Annotated in this window: 32 protein-coding genes; 25 read left to right on the top strand and 7 right to left on the bottom strand. The window is 49.7% G+C overall.

All coding sequences use genetic code 11. The features are described 5' to 3' along the window. The first annotated feature begins 6 nt into the window (after positions 1-6). Genes amrS through tsf form a run of 24 tightly spaced genes read left to right on the top strand, consistent with a single transcriptional unit; the run spans position 7 to position 18,716 of the window. Positions 7-996, top strand: coding sequence for an AmmeMemoRadiSam system radical SAM enzyme (gene amrS / locus AJ81_RS00605; RefSeq protein ID WP_031503105.1), 990 nt, complete (start codon positions 7-9; stop codon positions 994-996). Continuing rightward, complete coding sequence (locus tag AJ81_RS00600) at positions 966-2,018, top strand: FAD:protein FMN transferase (RefSeq protein ID WP_031503102.1); 1,053 nt, start codon at positions 966-968, stop codon at positions 2,016-2,018. The genes amrS and AJ81_RS00600 overlap by 31 nt, the downstream gene beginning before the upstream one ends. After that, positions 2,002-2,370 carry a NusG domain II-containing protein gene (locus AJ81_RS00595; protein ID WP_031503100.1) on the top strand — a complete coding sequence of 123 codons (369 nt, stop codon included), beginning with the start codon at positions 2,002-2,004 and terminating at the stop codon, positions 2,368-2,370. The genes AJ81_RS00600 and AJ81_RS00595 overlap by 17 nt, the downstream gene beginning before the upstream one ends. Then, positions 2,367-2,906, top strand: coding sequence for a Gx transporter family protein (locus tag AJ81_RS00590; protein WP_038059571.1), 540 nt, complete (start codon positions 2,367-2,369; stop codon positions 2,904-2,906). Before AJ81_RS00595 ends, AJ81_RS00590 begins: the two co-directional genes overlap by 4 nt. Next, entirely contained in the window at positions 2,887-3,399 is a 513-nt protein-coding gene (locus AJ81_RS00585; RefSeq protein ID WP_031503098.1) for a Maf family protein, read from the top strand. The genes AJ81_RS00590 and AJ81_RS00585 overlap by 20 nt, the downstream gene beginning before the upstream one ends. Then, positions 3,396-4,052 (top strand): RadC family protein, encoded by a 657-nt coding sequence (gene radC, locus AJ81_RS00580; RefSeq protein ID WP_031503096.1) that lies wholly within the window; start codon positions 3,396-3,398, stop codon positions 4,050-4,052. Before AJ81_RS00585 ends, radC begins: the two co-directional genes overlap by 4 nt. 50 nt (positions 4,053-4,102) lie before the next feature. Beyond that, positions 4,103-5,311, top strand: a complete 1,209-nt coding sequence (locus AJ81_RS00575; protein WP_031503093.1) for a hypothetical protein — start codon at positions 4,103-4,105, stop codon at positions 5,309-5,311. After that, positions 5,304-5,852 carry an HDIG domain-containing metalloprotein gene (locus AJ81_RS00570; protein WP_031503091.1) on the top strand — a complete coding sequence of 183 codons (549 nt, stop codon included), beginning with the start codon at positions 5,304-5,306 and terminating at the stop codon, positions 5,850-5,852. The genes AJ81_RS00575 and AJ81_RS00570 overlap by 8 nt, the downstream gene beginning before the upstream one ends. Before the next feature lie 14 nt (positions 5,853-5,866). Beyond that, a complete protein-coding gene (deoC, locus tag AJ81_RS00565; protein ID WP_031503089.1) occupies positions 5,867-6,607 on the top strand; it encodes a deoxyribose-phosphate aldolase in 741 nt (246 codons plus the stop codon). Continuing rightward, positions 6,604-7,242, top strand: coding sequence for a cyclodeaminase/cyclohydrolase family protein (locus AJ81_RS00560; RefSeq protein ID WP_031503087.1), 639 nt, complete (start codon positions 6,604-6,606; stop codon positions 7,240-7,242). Before deoC ends, AJ81_RS00560 begins: the two co-directional genes overlap by 4 nt. Further along, entirely contained in the window at positions 7,199-8,389 is a 1,191-nt protein-coding gene (gene tgt / locus AJ81_RS00555; RefSeq protein ID WP_051368884.1) for a tRNA guanosine(34) transglycosylase Tgt, read from the top strand. The genes AJ81_RS00560 and tgt overlap by 44 nt, the downstream gene beginning before the upstream one ends. After that, complete coding sequence (locus AJ81_RS00550; RefSeq protein ID WP_231845422.1) at positions 8,319-9,164, top strand: hypothetical protein; 846 nt, start codon at positions 8,319-8,321, stop codon at positions 9,162-9,164. Before tgt ends, AJ81_RS00550 begins: the two co-directional genes overlap by 71 nt. Next, a complete protein-coding gene (gene pyrR / locus AJ81_RS00545; RefSeq protein WP_031503080.1) occupies positions 9,158-9,691 on the top strand; it encodes a bifunctional pyr operon transcriptional regulator/uracil phosphoribosyltransferase PyrR in 534 nt (177 codons plus the stop codon). Before AJ81_RS00550 ends, pyrR begins: the two co-directional genes overlap by 7 nt. 3 nt (positions 9,692-9,694) lie before the next feature. Next, the gene (locus AJ81_RS00540) at positions 9,695-9,910 is read left to right on the top strand and encodes a hypothetical protein (RefSeq protein ID WP_031503079.1); all 216 of its coding nucleotides are present in this window, start codon (positions 9,695-9,697) and stop codon (positions 9,908-9,910) included. A gap of 23 nt (positions 9,911-9,933) precedes the next feature. Further along, positions 9,934-12,123 (top strand): replication restart helicase PriA, encoded by a 2,190-nt coding sequence (gene priA, locus AJ81_RS00535; protein WP_169728250.1) that lies wholly within the window; start codon positions 9,934-9,936, stop codon positions 12,121-12,123. A gap of 12 nt (positions 12,124-12,135) precedes the next feature. Continuing rightward, a complete protein-coding gene (gene glmU / locus AJ81_RS00530) occupies positions 12,136-13,482 on the top strand; it encodes a bifunctional UDP-N-acetylglucosamine diphosphorylase/glucosamine-1-phosphate N-acetyltransferase GlmU (protein WP_031503076.1) in 1,347 nt (448 codons plus the stop codon). Between the two features lies 1 nt (position 13,483). Further along, a complete protein-coding gene (locus tag AJ81_RS00525; RefSeq protein WP_031503073.1) occupies positions 13,484-14,434 on the top strand; it encodes a ribose-phosphate pyrophosphokinase in 951 nt (316 codons plus the stop codon). A 15-nt stretch (positions 14,435-14,449) separates the two neighbouring features. Beyond that, the gene (locus AJ81_RS00520; RefSeq protein ID WP_031503071.1) at positions 14,450-15,109 is read left to right on the top strand and encodes a 50S ribosomal protein L25; all 660 of its coding nucleotides are present in this window, start codon (positions 14,450-14,452) and stop codon (positions 15,107-15,109) included. Continuing rightward, on the top strand, positions 15,109-15,675 hold the full coding sequence (gene pth / locus AJ81_RS00515) for an aminoacyl-tRNA hydrolase (protein ID WP_031503070.1): 567 nt from the start codon (positions 15,109-15,111) through the stop codon (positions 15,673-15,675). The genes AJ81_RS00520 and pth overlap by 1 nt, the downstream gene beginning before the upstream one ends. Next, positions 15,672-16,106 (top strand): hypothetical protein, encoded by a 435-nt coding sequence (locus tag AJ81_RS00510; RefSeq protein ID WP_038059567.1) that lies wholly within the window; start codon positions 15,672-15,674, stop codon positions 16,104-16,106. Before pth ends, AJ81_RS00510 begins: the two co-directional genes overlap by 4 nt. After that, positions 16,103-16,975, top strand: a complete 873-nt coding sequence (gene lgt / locus AJ81_RS00505; protein ID WP_407636274.1) for a prolipoprotein diacylglyceryl transferase — start codon at positions 16,103-16,105, stop codon at positions 16,973-16,975. Before AJ81_RS00510 ends, lgt begins: the two co-directional genes overlap by 4 nt. Then, positions 16,947-17,579: a metallophosphoesterase family protein gene (locus tag AJ81_RS00500; RefSeq protein ID WP_409371777.1), complete on the top strand. Its 633-nt coding sequence runs from the start codon at positions 16,947-16,949 to the stop codon at positions 17,577-17,579. Before lgt ends, AJ81_RS00500 begins: the two co-directional genes overlap by 29 nt. A gap of 5 nt (positions 17,580-17,584) precedes the next feature. Continuing rightward, positions 17,585-18,070: a pantetheine-phosphate adenylyltransferase gene (gene coaD / locus AJ81_RS00495; protein WP_031503063.1), complete on the top strand. Its 486-nt coding sequence runs from the start codon at positions 17,585-17,587 to the stop codon at positions 18,068-18,070. Between the two features lie 49 nt (positions 18,071-18,119). After that, on the top strand, positions 18,120-18,716 hold the full coding sequence (tsf, locus tag AJ81_RS00490; protein WP_031503062.1) for a translation elongation factor Ts: 597 nt from the start codon (positions 18,120-18,122) through the stop codon (positions 18,714-18,716). 52 nt (positions 18,717-18,768) lie between these two features. Here the strand turns inward: tsf and AJ81_RS00485 are convergent, their stop codons facing one another. From AJ81_RS00485 to AJ81_RS00465, 5 genes are read right to left on the bottom strand one after another with little or no spacing between them, the layout of a single operon-like run. After that, entirely contained in the window at positions 18,769-19,755 is a 987-nt protein-coding gene (locus tag AJ81_RS00485) for a hypothetical protein (RefSeq protein ID WP_144316880.1), read from the bottom strand. After that, positions 19,755-20,309 (bottom strand): phosphodiesterase, encoded by a 555-nt coding sequence (gene yfcE, locus AJ81_RS00480; RefSeq protein WP_031503059.1) that lies wholly within the window; start codon positions 20,307-20,309, stop codon positions 19,755-19,757. The genes AJ81_RS00485 and yfcE overlap by 1 nt, the downstream gene beginning before the upstream one ends. Before the next feature lie 2 nt (positions 20,310-20,311). Beyond that, positions 20,312-21,418, bottom strand: a complete 1,107-nt coding sequence (locus AJ81_RS00475) for an ABC transporter permease (protein ID WP_031503058.1) — start codon at positions 21,416-21,418, stop codon at positions 20,312-20,314. A 1-nt stretch (position 21,419) separates the two neighbouring features. Next, entirely contained in the window at positions 21,420-22,019 is a 600-nt protein-coding gene (tmk, locus tag AJ81_RS00470; protein ID WP_031503056.1) for a dTMP kinase, read from the bottom strand. 10 nt (positions 22,020-22,029) lie between these two features. Then, positions 22,030-22,299: an acylphosphatase gene (locus AJ81_RS00465; protein ID WP_031503054.1), complete on the bottom strand. Its 270-nt coding sequence runs from the start codon at positions 22,297-22,299 to the stop codon at positions 22,030-22,032. 81 nt (positions 22,300-22,380) lie between these two features. On the opposite strand from AJ81_RS00465, the gene guaB reads away from it, so the two are divergent. After that, entirely contained in the window at positions 22,381-23,844 is a 1,464-nt protein-coding gene (gene guaB / locus AJ81_RS00460; RefSeq protein ID WP_031503053.1) for an IMP dehydrogenase, read from the top strand. 3 nt (positions 23,845-23,847) lie between these two features. Here the strand turns inward: guaB and glyS are convergent, their stop codons facing one another. After that, complete coding sequence (glyS, locus tag AJ81_RS00455) at positions 23,848-25,863, bottom strand: glycine--tRNA ligase subunit beta (RefSeq protein ID WP_031503051.1); 2,016 nt, start codon at positions 25,861-25,863, stop codon at positions 23,848-23,850. Continuing rightward, positions 25,864-26,703, bottom strand: coding sequence for a glycine--tRNA ligase subunit alpha (locus AJ81_RS00450; protein WP_031503049.1), 840 nt, complete (start codon positions 26,701-26,703; stop codon positions 25,864-25,866). Positions 26,704-26,765 lie beyond the last annotated feature (62 nt).

Genomic DNA, 26,765 nt, shown 5'->3' with positions numbered 1-26,765 from the left:
GATCGGGTGCAGAGGATGGCTCTTTATTTCTCCACTTTGGAGAACAACAAAATCAAATGTGAGCTGTGTCCCCATCACTGTGTGCTCGAAGACGGACAGGTTGGCTTCTGCCTCACCCGTCGCAACCAAGACGGGGCGATGGAAACGCTGAATTACGGCCAGATAACTTCCATTGCGCTGGATCCGATAGAGAAAAAGCCACTTTTTCATTTCAACCCCTCAGAGATGATCCTCTCGGTCGGGACGTTCGGCTGCAACATGAAGTGCCCCTTCTGCCAGAATTGGGAGATCTCACAGCAGGTCGCACCAACGAAGAGTGTGTCACCTCAACAACTGGTCTCGATAGCGCACAGCAGGGGTTCACGTGGAATAGCCTACACCTACAACGAGCCGTTCGTGTGGTACGAGTTTGTACTCGACACCTCGAGGGTTGCAGCCAAAGAAGGCCTGTACAACGTTCTCGTGACGAACGGTATGATAGAGAGAGAGCCGCTCAAACTGCTTCTGCAATCCATCCATGCGATGAACATCGATCTGAAAGCCTTCGACGAAAAGATTTACGCGAAGCTCGGTGGGGATCTCAAAGCGGTGCTGAGAACGATAGAAATGTGTGTAGAAGCAAACGTTCACGTCGAGATCACCACGCTGATCGTGCCCGGTGTGAACGATGATTTGAGCCACTTAGAGAAAGAATTCCAATGGATATCGGCTCTGGACAAATCGATACCGTTGCACCTTTCCAGATACTATCCGAACTATAAGTACCATGCGCCTGCAACGTCACCCGCGTTGCTTATAGAAGCTTACAGGCTCGCCCGAAAGTACCTCGATTTCGTCTACATCGGTAACCTGTGGGACCCGGAGTACGAAAAGACCGTATGTCCGAACTGTGGGACGGTATCGATAGTTCGAAGAGGTTACGATGTCGAAATCGTTGGACTGGACGATGAAGGAAGGTGTAGCAAGTGTGGAAGAGAGATAGTAAGAATATTCTGAAACTTGATAAAAGAATCCTGCTGGTTGGTGTATCGCTTTTGGTCGTGTTGCTAGCCCTTTTTCTTACCTCCTTCTTCAAGGCACCGCCGAGTTACTACGAATTGGACGGTTTCACGTTGGGAACGTACTGCAGGATCGTCGTTTCATCGAAGAAAAACTCCAAAGTCCTGGCGCAGGTCATATTCAACGAGCTGGAAAGAATATACAAAAAGTACAACCCGAACGATCCAAACAGTGTCGTGAGCAAGATAAACGCCTCAGATGACTGGGTTGACGTCGACGAGGAAACCTTTGTTCTGCTCGATGCGGCTGTTCGCTTCAGCAAGCTCACAGAAGGATCATTTGATCCAACCTTAGGTGAGTTGATTCAACTCTGGGGTTTCGACAGGATCGCAGAGAAGCTGCCCAGCAGGGTACCGACGTCAGAGGAGATCAACGAAGCACTGAAGCGCGTTGGCGTTGACAAATTGGAACTGGACTTTCAGAGAAGAAGAGTACGTCTCCTCCACGGCGCGAAGCTGGATCTGGGAGGGATAGCGAAGGGATACGCTTTGGACAGGGCGTACCAAGTGGCCAAAGAGGTTGACAAAGACTGCACAGGTTTCGTCGAGGCGGGTGGAGATATCAGAATACTCGGTCCGAAATTTGGTTCCAGACCCTGGGTCGTTGGTGTGAGAGATCCGAGAAATGCAGGTTCCGCCATAGCTTATCTGTACCTCACATCCGGGGCAGTTGCGACTTCGGGCGATTACGAAAGGTACTTCGAGGCCGAAGGGGTTCGTTACCACCACATCCTCGATCCAAAGACTGGCTTTCCAGCGAGAGGAGCCATCTCAGTCACCGTGGTTGCAGACAATGCCGTCACTGCGGATGCTCTCTCGACAGCTGGTTTCGTGATGGGGGCCCAGTGGGAATACGTAGTGCTCGAGTTTCCAAAACTCGGTGGTAGCGTCCTGATGGTGACGGAAGAAGGATCGATCCGTCGTTCAGCGACGATGGTTGTCTATGAACAGGCGAGGTAAACTCTTCAAAAAATACGATCTGCTTTTGGTCATCGTGATCGTAGTTGGTTTTTTCGTGTTCTATTCGACGAGGTCGCGTGAAGGTCAGTCAATCGAAGTCTTTGTTGAAGGAAAGTTGTTTATGCAGATCACAAAGCCCGGCACTTACGAACTCCACGATGGTGATAAATACTTGATGAAAGTGGTTTTCAATGGTCAGAAAGTTCACGTGGAAGATTCGAACTGTCCTTTGAAAATTTGTGAGAGAACTGGAAACGTTGGACCTGGTGGGACAATCATATGTGTTCCAAACAAAGTGTTGATAAAGTTCAGGACAAACGTTGATACAGCGGTGGACGTGATGACCTGGTGAGCTCTCGAAAACTGGCGCTGATTTCATCTCTTGCTTCATTGGGCAGTGTCATTTATTTTCTCGAGACCTTCATTCCGTTCCCCCTGCCGTTTGGCCGGTGGGGATTATCGAACCTGGTGGTTCTGATCGCCGTGGTTCTCTACGACTGGCAAACTGTCTTCGCAGTGAGTTTGCTGAAGAGCGTCGTGAGCGCACTTATCACAGGACAGCTTTTCAGCATCGTCTCCTTGATGTCCATCGCGGGTTCCATCACGGCAGCCGCATGTGAATACATCACTTTTCGTACCTCTATCTTCGGTTTGACGGGCGTCAGTGTTCTTGGCAGTGTTGCGAACAACGTTGCTCAGTCGATCGTTGGTGCGGTGAGTATAAAAAGCTGGTCCTTTCTACTGGTACTTCCTCACATGCTGATCCTCGGTGTACCGGGAGCAGTTCTCAACGCGTACTTGACTGAAAGAGTGGTGAAGCGTGCGAAGAATAGTTTTGGCCTCAACGTCGCCCAGAAGGTTACGAATAATGAGAATGATTCTCGATGAGTTCGAAATCATCGCTCCAGATATAGAAGAGTCCAAGTTTTCGACACCTCAGGAGACGGCGGAAAAGCTCGCCTTGATGAAGGCAATCAAAGTCTTCGAGCAGAACAAGGATGCCATTGTCATAGCCGCCGACACGGTGGTCGACCTCGACGGTGAGATACTCGCCAAGCCATCAAACGAGATTGAAGCTCGCGAGCAACTCCTCAAACTCATGAAACGATGGCATCTGGTGCACACGGCTGTGGCGATAGCGAGTGAGTCCGAAGTCTGGCTTAAATTGAAGACCGCGAAGGTCAAATTCAGAGAGGTTCCCATAGATTTCGTCTCCATGTATGCTTCTAAGCACTCACTGGACAAAGCCGGTTCTTATGGGCTCCAGGATATCGGTGCAGTCTTCGTCGAGTCCGTCATCGGCGATCCTTATGTCGTGGTGGGTTTACCAGTCTATGAGGTGTGGAGTTATCTTCGCTCGAGGGAGGTTCTTGCGTGCTGAGACCGCGTGAAAGGATGAAGATGGCAGGCCCAGAGAGTTTGTCCGACGTGGAACTTCTCGCGATCATCTTGAGAACAGGTAGAGAAGGTAAAAATGTGAATGAACTTGCACAGGAAATCATGGACAGATTCGACAGTTCTTTGAGATCCCTCTGTAACGCTTCACTCGAAGAGATCGCAGCCCTCGATGGGGTTGGACTGGCAAAAGCGGCCAGCATCAAGGCGGCATTCGAACTTGGAAAGCGCCTTTACGCGGAGCTTTCGAAACCCCGCACGCTTCTGAACAGCCCCTCTGCGATCTTTGAGTTCTGCCACGAGATGAGATTCTACGAAAAAGAGATCGCACGCGTTCTGTTGCTCGACAGCAAGCTTTCTTTGATAACTTACAGTGATGTCACGGTGGGTACAAACAACCAGACCCTTCTTCATCCAAGGGACGTTTTCCGACTCGCGGTGCGGGCCAACGCAAACGCGCTCATCCTCGTTCACAACCATCCTTCTGGCGATCCCTCGCCAAGCAGAGATGACGAGCGAGTCACGTTGAGTATTGCTGAAGCTGGGAAAATCCTGGGCATAAAGCTCATAGATCACGTCATCGTTGGCAGGGAGAATTATTACAGCTTCAGAGCAGCTGGAAAGATCAGCGAAGATTGATCAAACTGTGGTAGAATTAGCGTGAGAAAATAGCTTCGGAGTGAGAGAGTGTGCAGGATGAAAAGGATGAAAGGATCCTGAACTTACTGCGTTTGAAAGAAGAGCTGGAAAAGGACCTCAAAAAGAAAGGCATTCTGCGCGAGCATCGTGCCGAGCAACGAAAGCAAACCAGCCAGCCCAAAATCGAATTCGAGCCCGACATCGATCTGCCCGTGGAAAACATATGGACGCTGCACGACCTGAACCATTATGCCTACGGGATCTCCGATGACGTAATACAGAAATCCTTGCAGAAAAAGCTTCATTCTGTGAAAGACGAAGAACACAGGTACGTAATCACGAACTTGATAAAACTTTTGAGGGGAGAAAAGATAGAAGCAACGAGGACCAATTCGGTTCACGTTGAGTGTCTGAAAATCTTGAGCGAGCTCTACTTCTTGGAAGGCGATGTGGTGAAAGACACGATCCAGTTGCTCAGGAAATACCCTGGACAACCGCTTGTGTACCTAACCGCCGCTGAGGTCTTCTTGGCGTTTGGAAGGTTCAACGAAGCGGTCAAACTCTTCCAGATCTACTCGGAGTTAACGAAGGATCCTTACGCGGCGCTGGTTCTGGAAGCTTACACAGAAGGCCAGGTCAGCTCTTCCACCTTCGCAACTTGCGTTTCAAGGGATGGTTACAAGTCGATGCTTCTGATAATCTCTGCTCTGACGGAAGCTGAAGAAAAACTCATGAAGGTGGCGCCGGTTTTGGAAAAAAGGGATTTCGCTTGCGCACAGTACGTGTCGGCGCGGAGCAAAGGGAAAGTTTCCAAGCCTTTTTTCCATTGCTCGAGGCTGCTGATATATGACGAGGCTCTAAAGTTCGTTCAGAACAAAAGTGTGAACCAAACCCTTCTCGAAAAGATTGCTGTGAAGGATCCTCTGGCGAGGTTGCTGCTGGTGAGTATCAACCTGCAGGACGATCCTGGGAAAGGTTTTGAACACATGAAGGCATTCTTCAACAGTGTCGGTGAGATACTCTATGTCGAAACGGATGCGAGCGACAAACCACGATTGGTAAGGAATCTGCTCGAATTCCAGAAACTTTCGAAGAACTTCAAGAGAGTCACGAGCGAAAGGGATCTTGAACATCTTTTTGAAGCGCTCTCTTCGCAGGATGTATGGATCTTTTTCAAAGATCCGGAATACCTGAGATTGTACTTCGGTGAGAGGCACTGTAAGAACACGTGCTTGTGGGAGGGTTGGACGAATGCTTGATAGGAATGCGGCTTTGGACCTTCTCAACGAACATGTGAAAACCAAGAACCTGGTGAAGCACTGCATCGCAGTGGAAGCCATCATGAAAGCTCTGGCAACAAGGTTCAATCAGAACGCAGAACTTTGGGCTCTGGCAGGTTTGCTGCACGATCTGGATTACGAATACACGAAGGACAAACCCGACCTGCACGGACTGAAAACGGTGGAGATCCTCGAATCCTATGATGTCCCCAAAGAAGTGCTGGATGCGATCCTTGCGCATTGCGAGAAAAAGGAACGTGAGACGCTGATGGAGCAGGCCATCTACGTGGCTGACCCGACCTCCGGTTTCATTGTGGCGGCTGCGTTGATCACTCCCGAAAAGTCACTGTCGGTGATAGACGTCGATTTTTTAAATCGACGGTTCAAAGAAAAACTGTTTGCGAAGGGGGCCAACAGACAGCAAATGATGGAATGCGAGAAGATGGGGCTGTCATTGAACGAGTTCTTCGAAATTTCACTGGAAGCGATGAAGGCGATAAGCAAGGACCTCGGCCTGTAAGAGGGGGTGGTGGGTTGAGTACCCTCGAGGAAAAAATCGAGGAAAGGATAATCGAGTTTCAGAGGAACTACAAATTCGAACTTCCACAGCGAGCAATCCTTGCTCAGGAGGTCGTTTCGGCGATAGAGCACACACTCTTGAGACCCACGGCCACAGAGGAGGAGATAGACAGGCTCTGCGATGAGGCGGTCCAGTATGGTTTCTACGGCGTGTGCGTCAATCCCGTCTACGTTAAACGAGCCGTGGAGAAGTTGAAAGACACCAGTGTCAAAGTGGTGAGCGTGGTGGGTTTCCCACTGGGTGCCAACACTCAGTACTGCAAAGCGAGGGAAGCTGAGGAATTGGTCAGGCTTGGTGTGGATGAGCTCGACATGGTTTTGAACATCTCGATGATGAAATCCAAAGATTACAAGTACGTCTACGAAGACATCAAGTCAGTTGTGGAGGCGAGCCAGGGCAAGTCAGTAAAAGTCATCATCGAGACATGTTATTTGACAGAGGAAGAAAAAATCGCGGCGTGCGTGATCGCGAAGCTTGCCGGAGCTAAGTTCGTCAAGACTTCGACGGGCTTTGGACCAAGCGGTGCGACTGTCGAAGATGTACACCTCATGAAGTGGTGCGTGCCGGAACTTGGAGTCAAGGCGTCTGGTGGGATAAAGAGCTATGAACAAGCGGTCAAAATGTTGCTCGCGGGTGCCAGCAGGATCGGAACGAGTTCTGGGGTGAACATAGCGAAAGAGGGGGTCTCAAAATGAGTTTTGAGAAGATGCAGATCAGAGATTTTGTGGAGAAGGTGGCTGACAAGAGCCCAACACCCGGCGGAGGTGCGGTGAGTGCGGTGGTGGCATGTCTGGCTGCCGCGCTCAACGAGATGGTCGCCCAGTTGACACTCGGCCGGGAAGACTATGCTGAATGGCATGCGGAAATGGAACGCGTGATCGAGGAAATGGAAGAAATCAGGCACGTTTTGCTCGAACTTGCAGACGCGGATGCCGAGGCGTTCGATGAAGTGATGAACGCCTACAAGTTGCCCAAGGGCACCGAGGAAGAAAAAGAAAAGAGAAAAAAGTCTATACAGGAAGCCCTGAAACGCGCGGCACACGTTCCGTACGAGATCTGCAGATGCTGCAGGGACATCGTCAAAGCGGCTCATGTGGTCGCAAAATGGGGAAACGTCAACGCAATATCCGATGCAGTGAGCGCGGCCGAAATGGCTCACGGTGCGTTCCAGTCTGCGAAGGCCAACGTCTTAATAAACCTGAAGTCGATAAAGGACGAAGCCTTCGTTGAGAATATGAAACACGAGCTCAGGACCTTCACGGGAGAGGTGGAGGGAGAGCTGGAGAATGTCAGACAGACCGCCAAGCAACGCGCGGCCATCGAATTTTGAGATAGTTTGCCGCACCGGCTGCGCAAGGTTGGGTAGACTCAAGACGCTGCATGGGACGTTCGAAACTCCGATCTTCATGCCGGTTGGCACCAACGCCAATGTCAAACTCATGAGAAGTGACGATTTGAAGAGGGTCGGTGCGAGCATAATTCTTTCCAACGCCTATCACGTCGCCGTGAGGCCGGGGCTGGAAGTCATAGAACTGCACGGTGGTCTTCACAACTTCATGGCGTGGGACGGTGGAATCCTCACTGACAGTGGAGGATTTCAGATGTTCAGCCTCAAGAACTTCAGAAAAGTTTCCGACGAAGGTGTCACGTTCGTCTCGCCATACGATGGCTCGAAGCTGTTCCTGACTCCAGAGTTGTCCATGGATATCCAGAGAACCCTTGGATCGGACATCGTCATGGTTTTAGATCACTGCCCTCCGATCGATGTGGGCTATACGGAAGCCCTCGATGCCACAAGGAGAACGCACGAGTGGGCAGAAAGGTGTCTGAAGCGCGGGGTTAAAGAAGGACAGTTGTTGTTCGCGATCGCACAGGGTGGAGCATTTGAGGATCTCAGGAGAGCCAGTGCGAGGTATCTCTCAGAAAAGGATTTCGACGGTTTTGCCGTGGGAGGTTTGAGTCTGGGTGAACCTTTCGAAATGACGCTTCGACTCGCTCATGCCACGGTTTCAGAACTGCCGGATGACAGGCCCAGATACTTCATGGGTGGAGGTTCTCCAAGAACGATAATAGAGCTTGTAGCAATCGGAATCGACATGTTCGACAGTGTCTATCCCACGAGGTTAGCTCGTCACGGGGCCGCTCTGACTTCAGAGGGTAGATTGAACATCAAGGCTTCGCGGTACAGGAAAGATCTCTCACCCATAGATCATCGTTGTGACTGTCTCGTTTGCCGAAATTACACAAGATCCTACATTCACCATTTGTTGAACAGGGGTGAAACACTCGCGGGAATGTTGTTGACCTACCACAATTTGTACTACATGTTCAGATTCATGGAACGTGTGAGAGAATCTATACTGAACGGTACACTGGAGGAAATGAGGAGGGAGGTGGCTGAAATTTATGAAGAGCGTCGTGGTAGTCCTGTTGACGTTCTTGCTCTTGACTACAATGGTGCTCGCCGACATAGTTGATTTCACCAATGATGGTCGATCGGTGACGTCATCGGGGGTCTGGTCCTTCAGGACGAACCCCGCGGGCATCGTTGAGAACGAGGTGAGGCAGATTTTGCTTTCGAACACGTTGAGGATCTCCAGCGTACGAAACGTGAGATCCTTCACGTTCGCTCTGATTGAACCTTCGCTCGATACGCTGGCTGGGGTGCTTTCGATCTCCGCGGAGTTCAGCGATTTCAACCAGGAGAGAATGTCCTTCCTCTATGGTGTCGCTGGTACTGCTGGACTGACTTCTTTAGGTGTGAACTTTGGTATCGAAAGGACTGTGAAGAATGCGGCTGTGGACACGTCGATCGTTCTCGATGTGGGAGCTAAGGGAAAATTCGTCGAGAACGGGCCACTGGGCTATGGATTAGCGGTTAAGAATTTCAGGATTTGGTCTTCCGATCCGCAGCTTGCGAACCAGGCAACCTTTGGGGCTGGGCTCTGCTTAGATTATGATCAAATGAAGTTCGCTTTGGACGTCATCTACGGTTTCAACGAACTGTGGACTATTCTGCCAGGGGCGCAACTGAACCTGGAGCCGGTTAGCCTTTACGTGACAATACCTGTGTTCTATTCGCCAGAGAACGATTCTATTTTGGCGATCGACGCTGGTGGTTCTTTCCAGATAGGGAATTTGAACATCCAGGTTTCTGTTTTCTATCCCTTCTCCAAGAAAGAGAGCCCGGATTTCTTCAAGGAGCTCAGCTACGATTATCAGATCGATTTTCGCATCGGCGTGAGATGGTGAAGCGGATAAAAGTCTTGGGCGAGCAAGACATAAGAAGGTCTCTGTTGAGGATCGCACACGAAATTCTCGAGAGGAACCGCGGTCTTGAAGATTTAGTTCTGCTTGGAATCCTGACAAGGGGTGCATACCTTGCCGAGCGCCTCGCAGGCTTCCTCAAATCCGTGGAGGGGAAACCTGTGTCCGTTGGAAAACTCGATGTTGGACCATTCAGGGATGATGAGAAGAGAACCGAGCAGGATTTGAGTGAGATACCTTTCGATCTGCACGATAAGATCGTGGTCCTCGTGGACGACGTTCTGTTCACAGGCAGAACGGTTCGTGCGGCACTCGACGCAGTCTCAAAACGCGGAAGACCGAGAGCAGTTCAACTGGCCGTCCTGGTCGATAGGGGGCACAGAGAACTGCCGATAAGGGCGGACTTCGTTGGTAAGAACTTGCCCACTTCCAAGACGAGAGAGAGAATCAACGTGTGTTTGAAGGAATGTGACGGTGAGGATGCCGTCTACATCGTGCATTTGGAGGAATGAGCTGTGGACGTTGAGAAATACGTGCGGGCTATAGAGAAGAGCTTAACACAGATGGTCTTGCGAGAAATGAGCAGTGTCGATGTGTCTGAGATCTGGATTGACACATCGATTCCAGTGGACCTCATTGTTGAGATCCTGAAGACACAGCAGTTGAAAATCCCACAGGAACTGCAGGCGATCACGAACGCAGGTAAGGTCATCTGGGTGCGGAAGACTTAGCGTCGAGCCTCATGGTGTACGATTTGGCCATCTCCAAGGTTCCTCTTCGTTGTCTCTACTCTTACAAAAGTCAAGAAAAACTCGAACCGGGTGAACGCGTTATCGTTGATTTTCATGGAAGAAAGACGATAGGTTATGTCGTAAAAGTTTCGGACAAACCCGCCAGCCGTGAGCTCAAGGAGATCCTCCAGAGACTGGATCGGGTAAGTTACTTGGATCAGTCCGATGTTGAAGCACTGGAAAGCATCTCCGAGAGGTTCTTCTCACCACCCGGATTGCTGTTCGACCTCGCTTTTCCCTCCTTCATCGACGACTATGCGGAAACCGTTGTCGAGTCACTCACTCCTTTGGTTGGTTTTGAATCGCTTCCCTTGGGCGAGTTCATCAAGAAATACGGTCACGATGCTCTCAAGAATCAGCTGGATAAGGGTTACATTCAGCTGAAGAAGTGCTTTGGAAGAAAGACACCAAGGCCACGCGTTTCAAAATGGTACGTGGTAGTCAGAAATGGGTTGAAAGCGTTGACACGCGTTCACGATGAAATCGAATACGATGTGATCAGCTTCTTGCTGACGAACGGTTATGCGACCGTTGAACAACTGATCGAATCTGTTGGAGTGAGTACGAAAAAGATCAAGCAGATGCAGCAAGAGGGGCTGATCGAACTCACGCAGTTTCTTCCAGTGAACACAGAAAACCTCGAGCTCGCCGAGGCGCAGTTAGAACCGGCACCAAGAGGTGTGACAGTTCTGAGTGGTTCGACGATAGGAGAGCGCCTGCGCAGTGTGATTGCCTTTATGAAAAAGATCACCGACGAAAACAAGAGTGTCCTGATCTTGGTTCCTTTCACGTCGCTCACGTACATGGTGGCAGGATTCATCAGAAAATTCTTAAACGTGACCGTGCAGGTTTACCATGCCCGAATGTCGAGATCACAGAGAGCCAAAGTGTGGCTGGACTCGGTAGGAGACAAGACACAGGTGGTTGTGGGTACAAGAGTTGCGGCATTTCTTCCAATGAGAAACCTCGGTTTAATCGTCGCAGAGGAGAGCGATGATGATGCGTACTATCAGTTCGAAGATCCAGTTTATGATGCGCTTGAGTTGGCCGAAACGAGAGCCCGACTGAGGGACATTCCTTTCGTGATCTGTTCCTCAGAGCCACGCTTGATAGATTTTCATCGAAGAGAACATCTCAAATGGTTGAGAATTCCGAAAGAGAACCTGAACTCAGATGTTTCCATCGTCGACGTCAGGCAGAGTGGATCGATTCTGTCTGAAGATCTTGTGGAAAGCGTGCGGAAGACGATTTCCGAGGAACGAGCATCTGTGATCCTCGTGCGTCGAAAAGGGTTTGCACCCTACGTGGTATGTTTCGCATGCAACCACGTTCTGATGTGCCCGAACTGCGACGTTGCGCTCAGTTTTCATAAATCGCAGAACGTTTTCAAGTGTCACCAGTGTGGATACGTGAGGAAGGCTCAATCCGAGTGTCCAAACTGCGGGGCAAAAGCGCTCTATCCAAAGGGTGTTGGAACCGAGAGGGTTGAGAGGCTGTTGAAATACCATTTGCCTGGCGCAAGAATCGTGAGACTCGAGTCCGAAGAATTAGAACCTTTTGAAGTTCAGGAGCAGTTCTTGAAGTTGCAAACGAACGAAATAGATGTGCTCATAGGCAGCAGAATTGTGCTCCAGGGTTTCGGTACGGACAGGGTGGGGTTGATCTGCATCCTTGACTACGACGGTTTGCTGAGTCAACCAGATTACAACACCAGGTTGAGGATGTTTCAGACGATGAGAAAGATCCGTAGCAACTTCACTTCTGCCAGGATTTTGATACAAACGTTCCAGCCACAAGACGGCTTTTTGAGGGATGTCTTCACTGTGAACAGCGAAGATTTCTACTTGGAAGAACTCAAGAAGAGAAAAGAGGTGAACTATCCTCCCTTTTGTGACTTGGTTCAGGTGATTCTCGAAAGTGATCTTCCTCAAACGGGATGGGAACTCGTGAACTACTGTGTCAGATCCCTTGAAGGCGAAACCGTCCTCGGGCCTGTGGAGCACCCGATTTTCAAGATGGCCGGCAAATACAGATACCATTTCCTGATCAAGACAAAAGACCTTCGAAAAACTCTGTCCAAATTCAACGATGTTTTGATGAAGATCGGAAAAATGGGATGGAGAGTGTTCGTCAATCCTCCAAGACTGTGGTGAGGTGGTGAAAGGATGCGTATCATCATTCTGGCTGCTGGCAAGGGGGTAAGGATGAAATCGCGATCGCCCAAGGTCTTGCATCCCGTGTGTGGAAAGCCCATGTTGCTCTGGGTCATCGAAGCTGTACAAGGTTTGAGTGAGCGCGTCTGCGTCGTGCTGGGCCATTCTGCCGAGCAAGTTAAACAGGTTCTACCATCTCACGTGGAGGTTCGCATTCAAAACGAACAACTTGGAACCGCGCACGCGGTGATGAGCGCTCAAGATTTCATAAACCCTGATGAAGACGTCATGATACTGTACGGCGATATGCCCCTTTTGAAGAAAGAAACATTGATGAAAGTTGTAGATCAGCATAAAAATGATGAAAACTGTGTGACAATCATCTCAACGACCATGGCGGATCCAACCGGTTATGGAAGAATAGTTAGGGATTCGGCGGGTAAGTTCTTGAAGATCGTGGAAGAAACAGAGGCAAGTGATGAGGAAAAAATGATAAGAGAGATCAACACGGGAATATACGTTTTCAAGGGAAGGGCATTACTTGAGACTTTACCCAGGATAAAACCGGACAACACAAAGGGTGAGTACTACTTGACCGACGCCGTGAACATGTTGGACAGGGTCGGTATCCATCATGTTAGCGAGAACGAGCAATTCTTCGGTGTGAACGATAGGGTTCAGCTCGCTGTCGCGCAGAAATTGAAGCAGCGTGAGATCCTCGAAAGACTCATGCTGAATGGTGTTACGGTCGTCGATCCGGACAGTACGTATGTCGAAGCAGACGTGGAGATCGGTTGCGATACTGTGCTTCATCCCATGACTTTTCTGCTGGGAAAAACGAAAATAGGAGAAGAGTGCGTTATAGGCCCCATGGCGAGAATCGAAAACTGTTCTGTGGGAAACAGAGTGCGTATAATCAGTTCGGATTGTGTCGGCGCAACGATCGAAGATGATGTGTCAGTCGGGCCCTTTGCCAGGTTGAGAGAGGGCACTGTGCTGAAGTCGAACGTCAAGATCGGAAACTTTGTCGAGGTGAAGAACTCAAAGATAGGTTCACGCAGCAAGGCACAACATCTTGCTTATCTTGGTGATGCAACGATAGGGGAAGATGTGAACGTTGGAGCCGGAACGATAACGTGCAACTTTGATGGTAAAAAGAAGAACCCAACGTTCATAGAAGATGGAGCGTTCGTAGGAAGCAACAGTTGCCTGATCGCTCCTGTTAAGATTGGAAAAGGAGCCTTTATAGCGGCAGGTTCCGTCATAACGGAGGATGTTCCGGAATGGAGTCTGGCGATCGCGCGCAGTAGACAAACGGTCAAACCGGGATGGGTCATCAAAAAGAGGGAGGAGTCGTAATATGCCTTTTCAGCGTAACGATCTGAAGTTTTTTGCGGGAAACTCCAACCCACCGCTTGCGCAAAAAGTCGCCGAATACCTGGGTCTGAGACTCGGTGACTGTCAGGTGTCGAGGTTCTCGGATGGCGAGATAAACGTGCGGATAAACGAAACCGTTAGAGGACACGACGTGTTCGTTCTACAATCCTTTTCTCCACCGGTAAACGAGAACATCATGGAACTGCTTGTGATGGTCGACGCATTCAAGAGAGCTTCTGCAAACAGCATAGCCGTGGTGATACCGTACTTCGGCTACGCGAGACAAGACAGGAAGGCCAAGGGTAGGGATCCGATAACGGCAAAACTTGTGGCGAACATAATCACCGTGGCGGGCGCCACGCGTGTGCTCACGATAGACCTACATGCTGAGCAAATACAGGGTTTCTTCGACATCCCCTTAGACAATCTGTACAGTTTTCCGGTTTTCATAGAGGAGATCACGCGACGGTACAGCAATTTCAAAAAGGATATCACAGTCGTTTCACCAGACGTGGGTGCAGTGCGGCGCGCCAGTAAACTCGCTGAAAAACTGCAGGTACCGCTGGCGATCTTAGACAAACGTCGGCCGGCAGACAATGTAGCCGAAGTCGTCAATATAATAGGAGATGTCAAAGGGAAGATAGCCCTGATGTTCGATGACATAATCGATACAGGAGGGACCATGATTCAGGGTGCGCAGGCCTTGAAAAGAGCTGGAGCGGTGCGTATACTTGCTTGTGCAACGCACGGAGTCTTATCGGGCAATGCGGTTGAGAGAATTCAAAACAGTGAGATAGACGAGGTCTATATAACCGATACGGTTCATCAAACGAACCTTCCAAGTAAGTTCCATGTGGTGAGTATAGCCAACCTTCTGGGAGAGGCAATCATGAGGATCAGAAAGAATCTATCGGTGAGCATCCTGTTCAAATGAGGAGGAGGTGTCCGAATGCAACTAACGGCTGAGATCAGGACAGAACACGGTAAAAGACCGGTGAGGCGACTCAGGAATCAGGGCATGATCCCTGGCGTCATCTACGGCCCAGAGATGGAACCTGTGTCCATCAAGTTGAAAAAACAAGAAGTGGAAAAGTTCATCCATGCGTTGTCTGAGGCCAAGCCAGTCACCTTGAGGATCAACGTTGATGGAAAAACGCAGGACATAGAAGTTTTCGTCAAGAAGGTTCAGATTGACAAGGTGACTGACGAGATCGTTCACATCGACTTCTACAAACCTGCTATGGGACACGTCATGAGGATCGAAATACCCATACGCGTGGTCGGAAAGCCTATCGGAGTCGAGAAGGGCGGTATAATGGAAGTACTGCACACGGAACTGCCTGTCGAAACGCTTCCCGGTGCGCTGGTCGAACACATAGAAATAGACGTCAGTCACCTGAACCTTGGAGAATCCTATCACGTGCGCGACTTGAAGCTTCCTGAGGAAATGAAGGTGTTGTTGCCTGCAGACGAAGCACTGGTAACTATCATCGTACCGAAAGGTCTGCAGGTGGAAGAAGTCACAGCGGCTGCTCCGGCAGAGACGATTGAGCCCGAAGTTATAAAGAAAGGAAAGAAGGCAGAGGAGACTGAAGAAGAGAAAGAATAATGCACCACATAATTGGGCTGGGTAATCCAGGGCCACGTTATGCCTCAAACAGGCATAACGTGGGTTTTATGTTCCTGGACAGATACGCTCAGAGAGCCGGCTGTACTTCGAGTTTCGTTCGCGAGACCAACTACGAGTTACTCGAGTGTGGGAATGTGAAGCTGGTTAGACCTTTAACCTATATGAACGTCAGTGGTCTGGCCGTTAAGGCTTTGGTCGCAAAGTATGGTGTTTCGGTCGATGATATAATCGTTGTGTACGATGATGTCGACTTGCCACTTGGGAAAATAAGGATCAGACAGAAGGGTAGCGCTGGAGGACACAACGGTTTAAAGTCCATCATCGAAACTCTGAAAACGGACCAGTTCATCAGGATCAGGATCGGTATAGGTCCCAAGCCCGAGGGTGTAGATCTGGCACAATTTGTTTTGACGGATTTTTCAGATCAGGAACGTGTCGTACTCGACAAAGTTCTGGATGTCGCCGTTCAGGCTGTACAGACAATTCTGTCGGAAGGAGTTCAAAAGGCAATGTCTCTGTATAACTCTGTAGAGGTGATCACGTGAGTTGCGACGTGTGCAAAACGGACATCAATGTGAAGGTTTACAAGTTTCTTTCCGACGGGATACCGAAGGAAGTGCACATGTGTTCGAACTGCCTCAGGAAGACGTTGAAAGAGGCAGCCATTTTCAAACGGGAGAATTTGAAGTATCTTGCTGGATACATGCGCGTCGTACAGGACTCGGACATGGGAAACTTTTCTGGAGGCCATCTCTCATCGGGAGATCTCGTCTTCTCGATTGCCCCGGTTGCCGTTCTCAGGGAATTGTTCGCGGGGGAAAGCGAGAGCCAGTTGGAGCAGAGGGAAGTGGCCATGAGACATCTGTACGTTTTGAAGCATAGGCTGGAAGAGGCTTTGAAGAGAGAGGATTACAAATCCGCCCACAAGATCAAGAACCAGATCAGCATGATCGAGAAAACCATGCTGGGGAAATGATCATGAAACGCGCTTTGATTTTACTTCTGTTCTTGATCCTGCTGTCAGTGTTCCTCGCGTACGTGTTCCAGGGTAGGTTGCTTCTCCCACAGTATCTGTTCAGGATTGGTCCTTTCGAGCTTCGTTTCTATTCTGTGTTCATCTTGACCGGCGTCCTCGTTTCCTATTCCCTGGCACGAAAGCAGGCGAAACGAGAGAACGTTAGTTTGGAACAGGTTGATGAGCTGGTTTTTTACTCTGTCGTGTTCGGTGTCGTTGGTGCGAGAGCGCTGTACGTGATCTCGAACTGGAAGTTCTATTCGAAAACACCATCGGAGATCTTCAAACTCTGGCACGGAGGCCTCTCAATCCAGGGGGCCATCCTCTCAGGCATAACGGTCTTCTTGGTGTACTCAACCGTCAAGAAGAACGTTACCTTCAAGCCCTTGCAGGCACTGGACCTGGGCGCCGCGTATCTGCCACTTGGCCAGGCGATCGGAAGGTGGGGAAACTTCTTCAACTACGAGGCGTTTGGAGAACCCACGAATTTGCCTTGGAAAATGTACGTTCCCGTCGCCATGAGACCTCCGGAATTCAAACAGTACGAGTATTTTCACCCAACCTTTCTTTATGAATCCGTATGGGACTTCTTGTTGTTTTTGCTGTTGACACATTACATGAAGCATTACAGGAAGAACTTTGGAGAAGTTTTTTCGCTGTATCTGTGTTTTTATTCGCTCGGTAGAATTTGTATAGAGAGGCTCAGGTTAGACAGCATGTACGTTGGATCGATCAGACTCGCCCAACTCCTCAGCGCTCTACTGATCCTGTTTGGCTTCACGCTGTACGTGCTGCTGAGAGGTGGAACGATTGACGTTCGTGATAGGTGACGTGCACGGTTGCTCAGATTGTTTGAGGAAATTGCTCGGGAAATTGCCACTGACAAGAGACAGCAGACTCATCTTTCTTGGTGATTATGTCGACAGAGGTCCAGACAGCAAGGGTGTGATCGAGACGCTGATCGAGCTCTCGAAGAGCTACGACTGCATCTTTTTGAGGGGAAATCACGAGCAGATGATGCTTGATTATCTTCTGAAGGGCGAGAATCTCGAGCTCTGGATGATGAATGGAGCAGGGGCGACTCTCAGAAGCTACGGAGGCGTGAACGAAATATCGAAACAGCACGTGGACTTTTTAGAATCGACGTTGATCTACCATGTTCAGGGAAACGATCTTTTTGTTCATGCGGGTATCAGACCGAACGTTCCTCTGGAGAAGCAGGATCAATTCGACATGCTCTGGATAAGGTACGAATTCATATACAGTGAGGACCCACTGCCCAACTTCAGGATTTTCTTCGGACACACACCCTTTCATGACGTTATGATATCTAAAAACAAGGTTGGTCTGGATACAGGTTGCGTTTACGGTAACAAGCTTTCTGCAATCTGTCTTGAAACAATGAAAATCTATCAAGTTTCGTGCGGAGGCTGAAGTTTATGAAAGCAATGTATCCAGGTTCGTTCGATCCGATCACCTACGGTCATCTTGATGTAATACACAGGGCCTTAAAAATATTCGATGAACTCTGGGTTGTCGTGATGGTCAATCCGAAGAAGAAACCGTTGTTACCTCTCGCGAAACGTCTGGAACTGATCAAAGAACTGCTGAAGGATGAACCACGCGTTCATGTGGACAGCCACAACGGTTTGCTCGTCGATTATGCCAAGCGTAAAAACATCAAGACAATAGTTCGAGGATTGCGGGCCGTGACAGACTTTCAATACGAACTCGAGATGGCCATTGCGAACAAACACCTGTGGCACGAACTTGAAACCGTTTTCTTGATGACGGACGAGAAATACTCTTTCCTCTCATCAGGACTGGTAAGAGAAGTCGCGTCGATGGGTGGAGATGTCAGCAACTGGGTACCTCCCAACGTTCTGAGAACTTTGAGAGACTTGTACGGAAACGGTGTGCTATAATATCGCTCGGCCTGTTTTCAACAAATCTCTATCGAAGGAGGTTCGAGCAGTGGAAATCAGTGCTGAAATGGTGAAAAAACTCAGGGAAATGACCGGTGCAGGAGTAATGGAGTGCAAGACTGCTCTGAGCGAAGCGAACGGTGATTTCGAGAAGGCAATTGAAATACTGAGGAAGCGCGGAGCAGCGGTCGCTCAGAAGAAGGCATCTCGAACGACGAAGGAAGGTATCGTCACTGCGTACGTGCATTTCAACGACAAGATAGGAGTTCTTTTAGAACTCGGTTGTGAAACTGATTTTGTCGCCCGAATGCCGGAGTTCAAAGAACTCGCCTACAACCTTGCCAAGCAGGTGGCAGCGATGAGACCAAGGTACGTATCGAGAGAGGATGTACCACAGGAAGTCATTGAGAAGGAAAAGGAAATTTATCTGGCGCAACTGAAAGATTCCAACAAACCACAGCAGGTCATCGAAAAGATCGTTGAAGGTAAGCTGGAGAAGTTCTTCGAAGAAGTTTGTCTCTACGATCAGAAGTACATATTTGACGATACAAAGACAGTCAAGCAGGTCATCGACGAGGCTATTGCCAAGATCAGGGAGAACATCAGAGTCACAAGGTTTGTAAGGATGCAGATAGGAGAAGAGTGAGACTCGCATCGAACAGGATGAAGCGGGCCCCGGTTCATCACCGGGGCCTGCTTCATGATATTTCTGTGGAGAAATTCTTCGTCTCCTTCACCGCCTCGATGAACGCACACCTGACGTACGTTTCACTGTAAAAATACCTGTCGAGGTACTTTTCCAGAAACACCACAGGCAGAGTGTCCTCAGGCGTTCTTGGAATGAGACCACTGTCGTCGCTTACTCTCACGAGCGTCCCACAGAGTCTTCCGAAGAGTTCAAAAATGTGCCTCTTTGAACCGGCAAAGCAATCCTTTTGGACCACGGCTTCGATGCGCACCAAACCTCTGAGTCCGGGTGTATCAGAAAGTTTCAGATAACTCATCACCTTCAGAAGTTCCTCACCTTCTGCGAGCTGTGTTGCAAAACACCTTGATCTCTGTCCCTTCTTCATCAATCCGAAGGTTCTGAACTTTTCTGCATCCACGTAAGGCATGTGTATGTTTTTCACCAGACCCAGAGGACCGCGCTCGATCTGGAAGGTGGGCGTCGTAAAGTTGATTGCCCCATCCTTGACAACAAGTGCTTCCTGAAGGAAACGCTCCACGGTCCGCCTTTCGATCTCCTGCATGTACGAGTCCGTCGCATCCTTCGCGGTCAGTCCTACAGCCACGTCACACGAAAGCCTTCCTATGCTCACCTGTTCCCCGTTCAGTACGTTCCAGCGTTTTGCAATCACATCCGGAACACCGAGCACGAGTTTGACCGTTGGTGGTTCATCGGGAGAAAACAATGGTTTGCAACGGTGGTTCTCGAGAAGAACCGCACCCGTCACGATCTGAGTGAGCAGCAGAACGTAGCCTTCAACTTCTATGGATGTGAACCTCCTCCTCCTGCTGTCCACGAAGATGATCTTCTCAGGCCCCTCCGAAACGAACGGCTCTTCTTCTTCGACAAGCCAGCAAGAGGAAGAACCAAATTTCACGTCCTCGGGGAGGATTTCCTCCTGATACTTGATCATGGTGATCCTCGCATTGGAGTCACGTATCAGTTTAGCCACGTCCATCAAAGCAAAGCCTCCCTGAGCAGCTTACCTGTCAGAGATATCAGAGAGATTTTCACCAATTCGTTGATCTCCATGAGCACAAAGGTTGGCTCGGATCCCATTTTGGGTAGAGAAGGGCTACCTGAGTTTATGATCAGTCTGGACTGGATCCAGTCGAACCTCGGAACATGCGTATGAGCGTACAAGAGAACGCGCGCACCGTGCTCCTCAAGGAACGTAAACAATTGTTCTTCGCTTTGAAAAAAATCTCCGTGGCTCATGACGAAATTGACTTGACCGAAGCTCGCAAGCAGAACTTTCGGAGCTTCAGATATTCCGAGCAACATCAAATCCACATCGGCATCACAGTTGCCACGGACCAAGAAGAGATTCTCGCGTCTCAGTTCCCGAGCCAGCTCTGCAGGATTATACCCATCGGGTATGGGGTTTCTCGGTCCATGGTAAAGCACGTCTCCGAGATGGTAGACTTCGTCCACTTGGCCCACGAGCGATTTCAACCGCTGCCAGCTTGTGAGTGAACCATGAGTGTCGGAGACAATTAGGATCTTTCTCAAAATCACCGCCTCCTCAGTTTCGAAGACCCAGCGACTACAGAAAGCACCACAAAAACGACAACGAGCAACGTCATCTTTTTGATATCACTCGTAACATCGAATTCGAAGAGCTGTTGCTTCCTCAACGAGTAAATCGCCAAAAAGAGAGGATAGTTTCGAGCAAAGCTCTGCAGATGTGTCGGCATCGAAGACAGCGGCACAACGCTGCCACTGAAATAAAAGCTCACCACTGTGAGAACAACACTGAGCATCGATGAAACTTGTGTGTTCGGCGAGACCGCTGAAATTATCAGACCAACGCTGGCATGAAACAGGGAATTGAGTACTATCAATTCTATCATGGCTGGCGTGATGAGGAACACCCTGAAACGCAGGAGAATGAGGAGTGCGACCATGGAGAGAGTCAGACCTACCGATGTGTACGCCAAGATCTTTGAGACAACGTAGGTGAACTTTCCCACGTTCATCGACAGGAACAGCTCAGTCAACTTCGACTGTTCGTCCAACTGAAACGAGCCAGAAGCGATGGCGAGCAACACGCACGCACTTGATAAGAACACAGTGACGGGTATCAGCAACGAGGTCAGGTTCAGGACCTTCTCTCTCTCGAGCGCTGAAAGCTTCGGTGCGGGATAACCAGGAGAGCTGAACAGGTACCTGATAACCTGTGGGTCAAAGAACGGACTGCCGTTCAGATCTTCGAACATGGACTGGAAAGTCCTGTACATGACGGTTGAGACCTGCAAGTCCACAGGGCTCGGGATGAAGATCAGTTCAGTTTGCTGTGCCGCGTAGAGTTTTCTGGAGAAATCCTTCGGGATGACGACCACGGCCTGCAGATCACCATTGAGCAACTTCTGTCGATAGTCTTCCGATACATAACTGATGTTCCCACCTTTGAAAAGAGACATCACGATACCCACAGTCAGACGCGACAGAGGATCCGTGTCGAGATTGAGTATTCCTATTTTTGTCTGCAAGAATCCGAAACTCGAGAAAAGCACAATTGCAATGGTGGTGACGACCAAAGGGACGATCAATATGAGCACGAGCGAGTAAGGATTCTTCAGAGTCCTCTTCAGTTCCGCTGAGAACATAGTTAAGAACACTTCATTTCTTCCTCCTCTTCTCGAACTCCTCGACGATGAATCGATGCACGGTCAACTCGTCGGCAATCCCGTTGATGAGAACAAATCTTTCAGGCTCATCTTTCAGAAGTTCCAAATACCCCTGCCTGACTTTGTTCAGGAACTCTTCACCCTCGGACTCGATCCTGTCGAAATGTTTCTTTCGCGACAAAGCCACCGCTACGGGAACATCTATATAGAATGTCAGATCGGGTTTCAGTCCACCCGTTGCAAAATCGTTCAATCGCTTAACAGTCTCAACACCCAGTCCTCTTGCAAAACCCTGATACGCAACACTTGAGTCAGCGAACCTGTCGGCGACGATTGTCTTGTTCTGCGCCAGGGCCGGCTTTATCACGGTTTCAACCAGTTGAGCACGGCTTGCCAGGAACAAGAGCAGTTCTGTTTTTGAGATCATGTTTTGCGAAGACAGCAGGATGTTTCTGATCAGCTCTCCGATGGGTGTTCCACCGGGCTCTCTAACGTAAACGAAGTCTACGCCGTTCCTTTCCAGATAATCGAGGAACAGTTCAACCTGCGTTCCTTTCCCACTCCCATCGATACCTTCGAAGCTGATGAACATCTATACCACCTCAGTGCACTATATCAAAGCTTCTGAATCCTTGAACCGGTACTTCTTCCACACGGACGTCCGTGACGATGGCCATGGTTGGTCCTCTACTGACTTCATCCAAGAAACGTTCCAGAATTTTTTCTTCTCCCTCGGCGTGAATTTCTACCGTACCATCTTCAGCGTTCCTCACGTAACCTGTCACGTTCAACCTCTTCGCAACTCTGTAGGTGAAATATCTGAAGCCAACCCCCTGAACGTGTCCAAAGACCTTCACAAAGACTGCCTTCAAACTTTCACCCCTTCTTCCCACACCAGAGTTATAACAGATGCTATAATTCTAAAAAACATCATACCAGAAGGAGGTGTACTCTTGAAGTACGAAGAGGCACTCACATTTGATGATGTTCTTTTGGTTCCGCAGTACAGCGAGGTTTTGCCTTCGCAAACCGACGTGAGGACCAGGCTCGTCAAAGACATCTGGATAAACATACCGCTGGTCAGCGCAGCCATGGACACCGTAACGGAGGCCGCACTGGCCAAAGCGCTGGCACGGGAAGGTGGGGTTGGAGTCATACACAGGAACATGTCCATAGAGGAGCAGGCGCACCAAGTCAGCATCGTGAAGAGAGCAGAAAACGGGGTCATATACGATCCAATCACCATAGGCCCAGAAGAAACTGTTGAACAAGCATTGAAATTGATGTCGATGTACAAGATAGGTGGTTTACCCGTGGTGGACGAACAGGCAAAGTTGCTCGGCCTAATAACGAACAGAGACATCAGGTTTGAGAAGAACTTGTCCAAACCCGTCAAACTCCTGATGACACCGCGCTCCAAACTCATCGTGGCCCGACCGAACGTCACTTTGGAGGAGGCGAAACAGATCCTCCACAAGCACAGGATTGAGAAGCTTCCCCTCGTGGACGATGGCGACAGACTGGTGGGGATCATAACGATCAAAGACATAATGAGTGTGATCGAACATCCTCACGCAGCTCGTGACGGCAAAGGAAGACTCATAGTCGGGGCAGCGGTTGGAACAGGGGAGGACGTACTCGCGAGAGTTCAAGCCCTGAGGGATGCGCAGGTTGACTTCATCGTAATAGACACAGCTCATGGTCACTCGAAGAGGGTTATCGAGACCGTGAAGAAGGTAAAACAGAATTTTCCAAACCTGCCAGTGGTGGCAGGCAATGTTGCGACAGCGGAAGGTGTCAAAGCTCTGGTTGAAGCTGGTGCCGACGGCGTTAAAGTGGGAGTTGGTCCAGGCTCGATCTGTACAACTCGCGTTGTCGCTGGTGTGGGCGTACCCCAGTTCTCAGCCATCGTGGAGTGCGCAAGGATGGCACGAGAACTTCACGTTACGCTCATTGCTGACGGCGGTATCAGATACTCCGGTGACATCGTCAAGGCTCTTGCTGCGGGTGCGGATTCCGTAATGATCGGTAGCATCTTCGCAGGAACAGAGGAGGCACCGGGAGAAACGATCCTCTATCAAGGTCGAAAGTACAAAGCCTATCGTGGCATGGGAAGCGAGTCTGCGATGAGAAGAGGAAGTGCCGACAGATACTTTCAAAACGAGAACGCGAAGTTCGTGCCTGAGGGTGTCGAAGGCATGGTCCCATACAAAGGTACGGTCAAGGACGTGGTCGACCAGCTGGTCGGAGGGCTGAGGGCCGGAATGGGTTATGTGGGGGCTCGGAATCTTGACGAGCTCAGGAGGAAAGCAAAATTCGTGAGGGTAACGCTCGCGGGTCTCAGAGAGAGTCACCCCCACGACATAATAATCACGAGGGAGGCTTCGAACTACTGGACCTCTTCTCCGCAGGAATGAAGCTTAGTCTCTTCGTATCAGCTGCGTCAAATCTCCGACGAGCATGAACAGCTCGTCTATGTTTTTGAGAAAACCGAGCCTGTTCTGTCTTATGTCTTCTCTGTCGACCATGACGAACACTTCGTCGAAGTATCTGTCTATGTATGGTTTCAAAGAAGACAGATGTCTTATTGCCTCTTCGTAATTGAGTTTCAAAACACTTTCTATCACTTTTGGTTTCACGGATACGAACTGGTTCAGCAGTTCTATCTCTGCGTCTTCTTCGAACAGAGCGCCGTCGAAATGCCTGTCAGAATGATTCTTGGTTATGTTGTGTACCCTTTCGAAACCTATGGCAACATTGTTGAAGTCCTCACTCTGACATGCCTTTGTCAGAGCTTGAGCCGCAAGATAACCACGCAAAGGTCTTGACCAGAGATGGTTCACGGCGCGAGCTATGTCGAACGAGAAACGCTGAGAAAGCAAAAATGCGTAGAAACGTGAGCTCATGAACTCAAAGAGTTTATCAACATCGAAATCGATGTTCAAAAGCTTTTTCGCCGTCAGCAAGAGCTCGACAAGGTCGACGTCCCATCCGTAACGAACGACGGACCAATAGATAGTGTCGGCTTTGGTTCTCAGACCGTATGGGTCCTTCGAGCCGCTCGGCAGGTTGCCCACCGCGATGTTGCCCACGATCGTGTCTATCCTGTCACAAGCGCCTATCAGCGCGCCAAGCTCGCTCTCAGGTTCCTGTGAGTATTGATCCTCGAGCGCGAGTGCCACGGATTCATCCTCACCGTCGAGAAGTGCGTAGATTCTCCCGATCACACCTTGAAGCTCTGGAAATTCGTACACGACGTGCGTTGCGATGTCGGCTTTACTCAGAAAGGCGGCACGCATGGCCTTGTCTTTCATCGATTCCTTGGAGAGCTTTTCAACCATGTACTGAACGAGTTGTTGCGTTCGAACCACTTTGTCGTAAAGGCTACCCAGTTCCTTCTGAAAAACCATTCGCTTCAAGTTTTCGTTGAACTCTTCCAACCTTTTTCTCCTGTCTATCTCGAAATAATACCTTGCGTCTTCCAACCTCGCGTTCACGACGCTCTCGTAACCTCTCACAATGATGGAGAAGTCATCCCTTGGTCTGTCGATGAACGCAACGAAGTGACACGTGAGACTGCCAGCCCTGCTCGTCGAAAAGGCACTGAGATGGTGCTTGACCGTTACGGTTATGAGTTCCTGAGGAAGCTTCAAATAATTCTCGTCGAACTTACCAACGATCGCTTGCGGCCATTCGGCAATCTTGCAGATCTTCTCAATAAGAAGCGGATCTTTCTCACACACCAAACCGTAAGCTCTTTCTATCTCTGTCAGCTGTTCTACGATGAACTGTCTTCTTGCCGTTTCATCGACGATGACCAGATTCTCTTCGAGGACTTGAACGTAGTCCTTCGGATGACGCATCGCGATCCATTTTTCAAGGTATGGATGAGACATGGTGTATCGATCAGAATTTTTATCGAATATCCTCAGCGGTATGACCTCGTCGTTCAACAACGCGAGTACCCACTTCACAGGTCTCACGAACTCGAAATCACCATTTGCCCAGCGCATTGGTCTGGCAAACTTCAAGTTCGTGATGACTTTGACAAGCGTTTCTGGAACCACTTCGCAAACATTTTTACCTTCCACGAGTTTTTTGATGTGAACGTACCCATCTTTCACGAAAACATCCTCCAGGGTGGCTCCGTTGGATGATAGAAACCCGAGCAGAGCCTTCGTGGGCTGACCGTCAGAAAAAGCCACTCTTTCGGAAGGTCCACGCTTTTCGAGCACGACATCCTCTTGCCTGTCTGAAACATTCTGCAACCGCACCGCGATTCTTCGGTTCGTTATGAACACTTCGCAGGAACCAAAAGAGATGCGAGCTTCACTGAACAAATTCGGCACCAGAACTTGGAGCTGTTCCTTTATCGAGTCCATTTCGCTCGCGGGCAGTTCCTCAACACCAAGTTCGAGCAAGACCCAGTTGTTCATTCACTTCCCTCCTCTGAAAGCCTCGGCGCAACGTCTGGCCATCGACCTTATGGATCTTATGAAGTCCTGTCGTTGAGTGACGCTGAACGCGTTCCTCGCATCCAGAAGGTTGAAGACATGTGAACATTTCGCCATGTAGTCGTACGCGACCAGATAGCATCCAGCTTTTATCTGAGACTCGAACTCTGAAGCGAAAATGTCGTACAAAGTGAAGAGTTTTTCAACACTGGCCGTTTCGAAGTTGTATTTCGAAAACTGTTTCTCGTTCTCTCTGTAGAGCTCGCCATAAGACAGCTTCTCGTTCCACATGACCTCAAAGATGTTGCTCTTACCTTGCAGATACATCGCAATTCTCTCCAGGCCGTAAGTGATCTCGAGCGGGATCGATTTGAGAACAATCCCTCCGATCTGTTGAAAGTAAGTAAATTGCGTGATCTCCATACCATCGAGCCACACTTCCCATCCTACGCCCCAGGCGCCGAGGGTGGGTGATTCCCAGTTATCTTCGATGAACCGAACGTCGTGTTTCTTCAGATCGATGCCCAACGCGGACAGAGAGTCCAGATAAACCTTCTGTGCGTTGTCCGGAGAGGGCTTGATGATCACCTGGTACTGAAAGTATCTCTGCAACCTGTTGGGATTTTCACCGTACCTTCCGTCCGTTGGGCGGCGACTCGGCTGGACAAACGCAACCTTCCATTCACCTTCCCGGAGGCATCCGAAAAAGGTGGAAGGATGGAACGTGCCCGCTCCGACTTCCAGATCGTAAGGTTGATCGATCATGCAACCGAGCGAAGCCCAGTATTCGTTAAGTTTGGCGATCACATCCTGCAGATACAACATGTCACCTCCACTGCTTCGATTATAAGCGAGCGTGTGGTAGAATAATCACGCGAAAAAAT

This window comes from Pseudothermotoga hypogea DSM 11164 = NBRC 106472 (genome assembly GCF_000816145.1).
In the GTDB taxonomy this organism is placed as follows: Bacteria; Thermotogota; Thermotogae; order Thermotogales; family DSM-5069; genus Pseudothermotoga_A; species Pseudothermotoga_A hypogea.
Note: the sequence above shows the minus strand (reverse complement) of the source record. Positions and strands in the feature narration are given on the sequence as shown.

Excerpts from the sequence above, each read along its gene's own strand:
- AJ81_RS00595 (WP_031503100.1), top strand. The coding sequence starts at position 2,002 with ATGAACAGGCGAGGTAAACTCTTCAAAAAATACGATCTGCTTTTGGTC.
- AJ81_RS00585 (WP_031503098.1), top strand. The coding sequence starts at position 2,887 with ATGAGAATGATTCTCGATGAGTTCGAAATCATCGCTCCAGATATAGAA.
- AJ81_RS00570 (WP_031503091.1), top strand. The coding sequence starts at position 5,304 with ATGCTTGATAGGAATGCGGCTTTGGACCTTCTCAACGAACATGTGAAA.
- AJ81_RS00560 (WP_031503087.1), top strand. The coding sequence starts at position 6,604 with ATGAGTTTTGAGAAGATGCAGATCAGAGATTTTGTGGAGAAGGTGGCT.
- tgt (WP_051368884.1), top strand. The coding sequence starts at position 7,199 with ATGTCAGACAGACCGCCAAGCAACGCGCGGCCATCGAATTTTGAGATA.
- AJ81_RS00550 (WP_231845422.1), top strand. The coding sequence starts at position 8,319 with ATGAAGAGCGTCGTGGTAGTCCTGTTGACGTTCTTGCTCTTGACTACA.
- pyrR (WP_031503080.1), top strand. The coding sequence starts at position 9,158 with ATGGTGAAGCGGATAAAAGTCTTGGGCGAGCAAGACATAAGAAGGTCT.
- glmU (WP_031503076.1), top strand. The coding sequence starts at position 12,136 with ATGCGTATCATCATTCTGGCTGCTGGCAAGGGGGTAAGGATGAAATCG.
- AJ81_RS00525 (WP_031503073.1), top strand. The coding sequence starts at position 13,484 with ATGCCTTTTCAGCGTAACGATCTGAAGTTTTTTGCGGGAAACTCCAAC.
- AJ81_RS00520 (WP_031503071.1), top strand. The coding sequence starts at position 14,450 with ATGCAACTAACGGCTGAGATCAGGACAGAACACGGTAAAAGACCGGTG.
- pth (WP_031503070.1), top strand. The coding sequence starts at position 15,109 with ATGCACCACATAATTGGGCTGGGTAATCCAGGGCCACGTTATGCCTCA.
- lgt (WP_407636274.1), top strand. The coding sequence starts at position 16,103 with ATGATCATGAAACGCGCTTTGATTTTACTTCTGTTCTTGATCCTGCTG.
- coaD (WP_031503063.1), top strand. The coding sequence starts at position 17,585 with ATGAAAGCAATGTATCCAGGTTCGTTCGATCCGATCACCTACGGTCAT.
- AJ81_RS00485 (WP_144316880.1), bottom strand. The coding sequence starts at position 19,755 with ATGGACGTGGCTAAACTGATACGTGACTCCAATGCGAGGATCACCATG.
- tmk (WP_031503056.1), bottom strand. The coding sequence starts at position 22,019 with ATGTTCATCAGCTTCGAAGGTATCGATGGGAGTGGGAAAGGAACGCAG.
- glyS (WP_031503051.1), bottom strand. The coding sequence starts at position 25,863 with ATGAACAACTGGGTCTTGCTCGAACTTGGTGTTGAGGAACTGCCCGCG.